We start from the raw sequence: 6,139 nt of genomic DNA, 5'->3' as shown, positions 1-6,139 counted from the left end.
AGCCGGGTCTTCGACGTCGAAGGTCTTGCCGGAAGCGGCGTCCCGCCACTCACCGTTGATAAGCAGGCCAGTGGGAACAGAGGCCAGAAGGGCGCTTTCGCGTTCTGCGGAAACGGCCGGCTGTGCAGTGACAGTCACGATGACTCCCTTGTCAGTAGGGGTTATTGCAGCCCGCCGAGGACGGCCGGAAATAGCCGTCCGGGTTGCGGGCTGATTAATTGCCAGACTACTGCCGGGCGGCTGCAAGGGTCTACGCCTTTACGCACTGCGAAAGCGTCAGGGTGCTGTGCACCTGCACAGCAGAGGATGCAGCTGCTCGGCAGCCCTACCGCGCCGCCAGCACTGCCGAATAGAGTTCCCTTTTGCTGACCCGGGCATCGTCCGCCACGGCGGCCACCGCTTCCTTCAGGCGGATGCCTTGGGCCACCAGCCCATTCACGGCTGCCACATGGTCCTCGGCTGTCCCTGCAGCCTGCTCGGGCGCCCCACCAAGGACAATCGCGATCTCTCCCCTGATGTCCGTGCTCTCCGCCCACGCCAGGAGATCACCCAGTGTCCCGCGGACCACCTCTTCGTACGTCTTGGTCAACTCCCGGCACACGGCGACCGGGCGGTCCGGCCCGAACCGTTCCCGCAGGGCCCGGAGCATGGCCTCCAGCCGGTGCGGTGCCTCGAAGAACACCATGGTGCGCCGCTCCCCCGCAAGGTCCGCCAGCCGCGACGCCCGCTCGCCCGCTTTCCGGGGCAGGAACCCTTCAAAGCAGAACCGGTCCGTGGGCAGGCCGGACAGGGCAAGGGCGGTGAGCACCGCTGAGGGGCCCGGAACAGCAGTAACGGTCAAGCCCGCCGCAACCGCGCCCTCAACCAGCCGGAAACCCGGATCCGATACCGAGGGCATACCGGCATCCGTGACCATGACCAGAGTGCTCCCCGAGCGTACCTGTTCCAGCAGCTCGGACGTCTTCGCCGCCTCGTTGTGCTCGTGGTAACTGATTACCCGCCCCGCGACTGTCACACCCAGGCTTTGGACCAGCCGGTGCAGCCGCCGCGTGTCTTCCGCAGCGACAATGTCCGCTGTTCCCAGCAGTTCCACCAGGCGTGCGGAGGCGTCACCGGTGTTCCCGATCGGAGTGGCGGCAAGGACGATGCGCCCTGCGGTCGGCTGGCCGGAATCAGGAAGGGTGCTGGGGTTAGGGTCCACGCCTCCAGCCTACTGCTGCGGCGGTCTGCCTGCCGCAAACGGTAGCATGGGGCTCGTGACGCAGACCTCGACGCGGCCAGGCGGGACCGGGCAGGCCATCCCCGCGGGACCCGGCAGTGAGACCGGGGGGTCACCAGGCGTCCGGCGCGGTTCCCCGGCGCGGCCCTGGATCAGCCGCCCTGCCGAGGCCTTCACCGTGGACTCCCTGCTGGTGCGGCTCCTGGGGTCCATGCCTGCGTGGCGGGGCTACCCGCCCTCCCTGAGAATGTGGTTCCTGCTGGTTCCGGTCCTGACAGCCGTTGCCGGCGGGATCCTGAGGTTTGTCCGGCTGGAGGTTCCGCCCAAGCTGGTGTTCGACGAAACGTATTACGTTAAGGACGCATACTCTTACCTGGTCAGCGGCTACGAACGCAGCTGGCCGGACAAGGCCAATGATGCCTTCAATGCCGGAAACCCGGGAGTGCTGCTGGGCTCCCCGGAGTACGTAGTGCACCCACCCGTGGGCAAATGGATGATTGCCGCCGGGATGTGGCTTTTCGGTCCGGACAACCCGTTCGGCTGGCGCTTCGCGGCGGCCCTGACCGGCACGCTGTCCATCCTGCTGGTTTCCCTGATCGCCCTGAAGCTGTTCCGGTCGCTTCCCCTCGCGGGAGCCGCCGGCCTGCTGCTGGCGGTGGACGGCCACCACCTGGTGATGTCCCGCACCTCGCTGCTGGACATCTTCCTGATGTTCTGGATCCTCGCCGCCTTTGGCGCCCTGCTCCTCGACCGCGATGACGGCCGGCGGCGGCTCGCACTGCGGCTGGCCCGCGCTGCCGCCGCCAACGGCGGTCGTCCGGCTGCGGGCCAGTTGCTCTCCGGACCCTGGTTGGGAGTACGCTGGTGGCGCCTTGCGGCCGGAGTCTGCCTGGGCCTTGCGGCGGGGACCAAATGGTCCGGGCTGTTTTTCCTGGCCGGCTTTGGGCTCCTCACGGTCTTTTGGGACCTCAACGCCCGGCGGGTGGCCGGGATCCGTGGCTGGATCAGTGGCGGCATCATCAAGGACGGAATTCCGGCGTTCCTCAGCATGGTTCCGGTGGCGGGCCTTGTCTATGCGGCCACTTGGGCAGGATGGTTCCGGTCCGAGGACGCGTACTTCCGCCGGTGGGCCGAGAGCAACCCCTCCGATGCCTGGGGCTGGTTGCCGGACCCGGTCCGCTCCCTGGCCCACTACCACCGGGAGGCCTATACCTTCCACCAGGGGCTGGGATCGGAGCACCCGTACGAGGCAAGCGCGTGGAGCTGGCTGGTACTCGGCAGGCCGACGTCGTTCTTCTATGAATCCCCGCAACAGGGCAGCCCAGGCTGCGCGGTGGAAAAGTGCACCGCGGCCATCCTGTCCGTGGGAAATCCGCTCATTTGGTGGGGCGCCGTGATTTCCCTGGTGGTGCTCCTCTTCTGGTGGGCCGGGAGGCGTGACTGGCGGGCAGGCGCTGTACTGGCCGGAGTGGCGGCGGGATACCTGCCGTGGTTCCTGTATCCGGAACGGACCATGTTCTACTTCTACGCCGTGTCCTTCGAGCCTTTCCTGGTCCTTGCCCTGGTGTACTGCCTGGGGCTCGTCATGGGCAGGGCCGAGGATCCCCCCTGGCGCCACCGCGCCGGGCTGTACCTGGTGGTCCTGTTCCTGTCGGCGGCCGTCCTGCTGTCGGCCTTCTTTTATCCTGTCTGGTCTGCCGAAACCATTCCCTACGAGGACTGGAAAGTCCGGATGTGGATGCCGTCCTGGATCTAGGGCAGGATGGCATCAGACCCCCCAAACCAGCCGCTGCCGCCGCATGGTAGCGGAACGGAGACCTGCTGTGAGAGAAGCGAGCACCGAACTGCTGGTTGAGCTTGACGCCGCCAGCAACGTAACCGACCTGTTGCTGGAGCGGCATGCGGCGAATCCCGCCCATGCCCTGTACCGGCGGAAAGGGCCCAACGGCTGGGCGGACGTACCCGCCCACAGGTTCCTGCAGGACGTCAGTGCCCTTGCCAAGGGCCTGATCGCCGGCGGAATCGAACCAGGCGATACCGTTGCCGTCATGTCCCCCACTTCCTACGAGTGGACCCTGGTTGATTTCGCCATCTGGTTTGCCGGCGGGGTGACGGTGCCCATCTACGAGACATCCTCCGCCCAACAGGTGGAATGGATCATCCAGGACGCGGGGGTCCGCCGCGTCTTTGCCGCGGACCGCGCCACAGTGGATCTCGTCAGCGGCGTCGTGGCGAACTCCGCGCTGCTTCGGGACCGGCTGGTCAACGTCGTGCGAATGGACTACGACGGCGAAGCGCCGGACCTCGCCAGCCTCGCCGCTGCCGGGGCGGGGGTCACAGACATGGAGCTTGAACGGCACCGGAGCAGCGCGGGGCTGGACGACGTGGCCAGCCTGGTCTACACCTCAGGTATCACCGGCCGTCCCAAGGGATGCGAAATCACCCACGGCAATTTTGCCTTGGTGGCAAAGAACATCGTGGCGTTCCTGCCGGAGCTGCTGCAGCAGGAACAGGCGCGCACCCTGATGTTCCTGCCGCTGGCGCACGTCCTTGCGCGTGCCGTCCAGGTGGTTTGCCTCGCCGCCGGGGCGACCCTGGGCCACACCCCGGGGGCCGCGCAGCTGCTTGAAGACCTGGGCACCTTCCGGCCGACGTTCCTGCTGATGGTGCCGCGGATCTTCGAAAAAGTCCGGGCAACCGCCGCGCACAAGGCCGCCGCGGCAGGCAAAGCCCGGCTTTTCCGGGCAGCTTCAGCCACCGCCATTGAATACTCGCGGGAAGAAGACAAACGAAGCCGGGGTGAGGGCAGCGGCCCGGGCCTGCTGTGCCGGATCCGCCACGGCATCTTCGACCGGCTGCTGTACCCGCGCCTCCGCCACGCCTTCGGCGGCCAGGTGCGGTACACGGTGTCCGGGGCCAGCCCCCTCGGACTTGAAGACGCCCACTTTTTCCAGGGCGCCGGAATTCCCGTCCTCGAGGGATACGGCCTGACCGAAACCACCGCCCCCTGCACCGTCAACACCCCATTGCGGACCCGCGTGGGATCAGTTGGAATTCCCATTCCGGGCACCACCATCCGGGTGGCTGAAGACGGCGAGATTCTGGTCAAAGGGATCGGAGTCTTCAGGGGCTACCACGCCAACCAGGCCGCGAATGCCGAAGCATTCGTGGACGGGTTCTTCCGCACCGGCGACCTTGGCGAACTGGATGCCCGGGGTTTCCTCACCGTCACCGGCAGGAAGAAAGACCTCCTGGTCACCGCCGGCGGCAAGAATGTGGCGCCCGGTCCCCTCGAGGAGACAATCCGGGCCCACCACCTGGTGGCCAACGCTGTTGTGGTGGGCGACGGGAAGCCCTTCGTCTCCGCATTGGTCACGCTGGACCCGGAGGGGGTGGACAACTGGCGCTCGGAGCAGGGCCTGCCTGCCCTGGCGGTCAGCGAAGCAATCACCGATCCAGCAGTTGTCACCGCGGTACAGGAGGCAGTGGACCAGGCGAACCTGCTGGTGTCCAAGGCGGAGTCCATCCGCAGCTTCTCGCTCCTGGACGCCCAGTTCACCGTGGAGTCAGGACACCTGACGCCCTCCCTCAAACTGAAGCGTGCCGCCGTCGTGCGTGATTACGCCGAGGAGATCGTCAAGCTGTACGGCTGACCGCCAGGGGCTACGCCTGGTCCGCGGCTGCTTCCCGCTCCTCCTGCACCGCACCACGGGCCTCCTTGACCAGGCCCCGGCGCCGGCGCGTCGGCCAGGTGAGGATCAGCGTCACCAGCGCCGCCAGCAGCACCAGTCCTGCGATCACCATGCCGGCATCAATCCAGAACTGGCCGGGGAAAAGCCGGATCAGGGTATCCTCCAGGCTGAAGGTCCAGGACCCGTCGGCGAAAAAGATCCGGTGGAACTCGGTAAAGAACTGCTGCCAGCCAAGGACGGCCAGGGTGCCCAGTCCGAGGATGAGCACCAGGGTGATGATTGAACCGGCGAACAGGCCGCGCCGGACTCCGCCGGCGCTTCGCCTGCGCAGGTAGAGGACGGCGATGATGCTCAGCAGGACCAGAAGCACGCCGGCACCGAACGTTGACAGGATCACCAGCTTGACGTCCGCCATGTGGCTGACCTCGCCGTCCTTGAACAGCTTGTCCCCGCCGCGGTGGACCAGGTCGCCCAGGTAGCGCGGTCCGGCCCAGTTGCTGAGGTAATCCACGGCGTAGGAGCCGTAGGTCATCCGGTCCTCAGTGCTGAAGCCGTATCCGTCACCGGGGAAGCCGGGCCGGTTGTATTCCACCCACAGAAACAGTGGAGAGGCCACCGCCCGGACAGCCAGGATCACCAACACCAGGGGGAAGAATACGGCCAGCAACACCTGCATCACGCGCGGCGCGACAGGCTTGGCGTTGGCTGCACTCTCCCGCTGCGCATTCCTGCGCTCCACCTCTTCCTCAGGCGGCCGGACGTGCAGCGCCGAGGTGGGAAGAGGCTCTTTGAAGACAGCTGAACTTCCATCTCCGGACCGTTCCACAGCGGCCTCCGCAGCTTTTCGGTCCGCCCGGCTCTCCGGTTGCGCGGCATCGTCCCCGTCGTGTCCAGTGGCGTGGGCGCCGGCAGGCCTGGAGCCGGTACGCCCGGAACCGGGCGTACCGGAACCGGCAGCAGTCGCGGCCGCAGTGCCACCTGCCGTGCTGGACCCGCTTCCGCCGGGCGTAAGCCAGGAAAACGCGGGCTCGTCGGAGTCCCCGGACGTGTCCAGGAGAGGTTCCGGCTGCGGCTCGGCGCTTTTGGCGCGGGCCGGTGTTTCGTCTTTCACAGCAGCGTCACTTCCGTTGTGCTTCCACGCCGGACCGGGGCCAGCCGGCGCGCTTGATCTGTTTTCGAGCCTACCGTCAGGGCCGTCGGCTGGGCGAGGAACCACCCCGTCCGGTTT

General features: G+C 66.9%; 4 protein-coding genes. 2 read left to right on the top strand and 2 right to left on the bottom strand.

Annotated elements, in window-relative coordinates:
• Positions 1 to 325: 325 nt before the first annotated feature.
• The gene (rsmI, locus tag FDW84_RS09060; RefSeq protein ID WP_138608631.1) at positions 326 to 1,201 is read right to left on the bottom strand and encodes a 16S rRNA (cytidine(1402)-2'-O)-methyltransferase; all 876 of its coding nucleotides are present in this window, start codon (positions 1,199 to 1,201) and stop codon (positions 326 to 328) included.
• 46 nt (positions 1,202 to 1,247) lie between these two features.
• Between rsmI and FDW84_RS09055 the strand changes: the two genes are divergently transcribed.
• Together FDW84_RS09055 and FDW84_RS09050 are read left to right on the top strand one after the other, a co-directional pair.
• Positions 1,248 to 2,975, top strand: coding sequence for a dolichyl-phosphate-mannose--protein mannosyltransferase (locus FDW84_RS09055; protein WP_138608630.1), 1,728 nt, complete (start codon positions 1,248 to 1,250; stop codon positions 2,973 to 2,975).
• Between the two features lie 67 nt (positions 2,976 to 3,042).
• Positions 3,043 to 4,872: an AMP-dependent synthetase/ligase gene (locus tag FDW84_RS09050; protein ID WP_138608629.1), complete on the top strand. Its 1,830-nt coding sequence runs from the start codon at positions 3,043 to 3,045 to the stop codon at positions 4,870 to 4,872.
• Positions 4,873 to 4,882: 10 nt separating this feature from the next.
• On the opposite strand, the gene FDW84_RS09045 is transcribed toward FDW84_RS09050, so the two are convergent.
• Positions 4,883 to 6,022 (bottom strand): TIGR01906 family membrane protein, encoded by a 1,140-nt coding sequence (locus FDW84_RS09045; protein ID WP_138608628.1) that lies wholly within the window; start codon positions 6,020 to 6,022, stop codon positions 4,883 to 4,885.
• Positions 6,023 to 6,139 lie beyond the last annotated feature (117 nt).

Origin of the sequence: Pseudarthrobacter sp. NamE5, from assembly GCF_005796225.1 — a bacterium.
GTDB lineage: Bacteria > Actinomycetota > Actinomycetes > Actinomycetales > Micrococcaceae > Arthrobacter.
Note: the sequence above shows the minus strand (reverse complement) of the source record. Positions and strands in the feature narration are given on the sequence as shown.

Bases quoted from the DNA above. Each gene is read 5' to 3' on its own strand.
- FDW84_RS09055 (WP_138608630.1), top strand. From the start codon at position 1,248: ATGGGGCTCGTGACGCAGACCTCGACGCGGCCAGGCGGGACCGGGCAG.